Consider the following 1,815-nt stretch of genomic DNA (forward strand, 5'->3'; position numbering starts at 1 on the left):
GTACGACGCCGAGCTCACCGCTGCCGTCGAGCGTGCCCAGCAGGGTGACGAGGACGCCTTCGCCGTCGCCTACCGGATCGTGCATCCGGGTCTCCGCCAGCAGCGACCTGCCGAACTCGGTGACCAGGTCGTAGCGGCCGTCGAAGAGGCCCGGAGCCGCGGCCCGCAGCGCGGCCACGTAGTCCGTGAAGGCGGGGCGGACCTCGTCGCCGGCGAAGTTGACCGGCAGTCCGCCACCGATGTCGATCCCCGTGATCCGGCGGGCCCCCACCGCCTCGTTCACCTCCTCGGCCAGCCTGTACGTCTCGGCGATGCCTTCCGCGATGAGTTCCAGCGGGCATCCCTGGGATCCGACGTGAGCGTGCAGCCTGGTCAGCCACGCGCGCTCGGCGAAGGCCCTCACCACCTCTTCGCGGGCGCCCGGGTCCCGGAGGGCCACACCGAACTTCGACGTGGCCGTCGCGGTGCTCATCGCCCCGATGGAGCCCCCTCCGACCTGCGGGTTGACCCGCAGTCCGAGCACGGACGCCGAGCCCGGCGAGCGCAGTTCCTCGATACGGCGCAGCTCACCGAGGCTGTCGGCGTTCACCGCCACCCCGAGCGCGAGCGCCAGCCGCAACTCCTCCCGGGTCTTGGCCGGCGAGTCCAGGACGATGCGTTCCGGCGCGAACCCCGCTTCGACGGCCAGGCGCAGCTCGCCGGGGCTCGCCACCTCGCAGCCCATGCCGCAGTCGGCGAGCAGCCGCAGGACCGGGACGAGGGACGCGGCCTTCGCCGCGAAGGTGTGGAGGACGGGCCCGCCCGGCACCGCGGCGAAGGCGTCCAGCAGGGCGGTGACGGAGTCCCTCACCCCCTGCACGTCGAGGAAGCCGGCTACGGGCTGCTGTTCGCCGAGCAGGCCGTCCGCCACCGCCCGGCGGACCGCCCCGTCGAACCGGCCGGTGTGCTCGGCGTGCCCGGTGTGCGAGGAGCCCGTCGTGGCGGCCCCGGAAGTCGTCGATGCCATACGGCGAGAGTCGGTGATGGAAGCCCCCCGGGTCTTTGTCGCGAAGGACAAGACTGGCGGCAGACCACGGCCGGACGGACAACCCCGCGGCGGACGTGCCGCCGGCCCGTCACTTGTCACCCGTCAGGCGCACCGCGAGCGCCAGGAGCAGCCGGGTGTCCGGGTCGCCCAGGTCGACACCGAAGCGCTCCTGGGCGCGTCGCACGCGGTAGCGCAGCGTGTTGGGATGGACGACGAGCCGCCGTGCCGCGCGGACCACGTCGCCCGAGGCGTCGAGGTACGCGGCCAGCGACCGGACCAGCGCGCCACCTGCCGCGAGATCGGTGCGTACGAGGTCGTGCACGGGGCCCGTACCCGCCTCCCACAGTGGGCCCACCGCATCCAGTACGCGCAGGACGTCGAGCGCCGGTCCGGCCTGCGCCGGCCCCGCGTGGCGTATCGCCGCGCCCCTTCCGTCCGTCCTGCCGCGCCTCTCCCACTCGCGCAGCACCCGCACCACCAGCGCCGCCTCCTCCCGGGAGACGGCCGCCCGGGCGGCGGACGGGACAACGCGCCCGGCCCCGGCCCGTACGGGCACCCCGCCGGGCAGGGAGGAGGCCAGGCCGGCCAGTTCCCGTGCGAGGCCGAGGGCCTCGCGGTCCGGGTCGCTCCCGCCCACGGGCGACAGCACGAGCAGCCGCTCCGCCTCGCGCAGCACCTGAGCGCCGGAGCGGTACGCAGCGGCCTGCAACGCCAGTACGTCCAGCGTGCGCCGGGCGGGATGCGGCGGGCCTCCGGTCGGCGGCGGAGGCCCGACGGGTGGCGCCGGG

General features: G+C 75.2%; 2 protein-coding genes. Both read right to left on the reverse strand.

From position 1 onward, the window contains the following. A partial coding sequence (locus ABZ371_RS32280; protein ID WP_358686433.1) for a diaminopimelate decarboxylase occupies positions 1-1,006 on the reverse strand: 1,006 nt, incomplete at its 3' end. A gap of 109 nt (positions 1,007-1,115) precedes the next feature. Beyond that, a partial coding sequence (locus ABZ371_RS32285) for a helix-turn-helix domain-containing protein (RefSeq protein ID WP_358686436.1) occupies positions 1,116-1,815 on the reverse strand: 700 nt, incomplete at its 5' end.

This window comes from Streptomyces sp. NPDC005899 (genome assembly GCF_040629645.1).
In the GTDB taxonomy this organism is placed as follows: Bacteria; Actinomycetota; Actinomycetes; order Streptomycetales; family Streptomycetaceae; genus Streptomyces.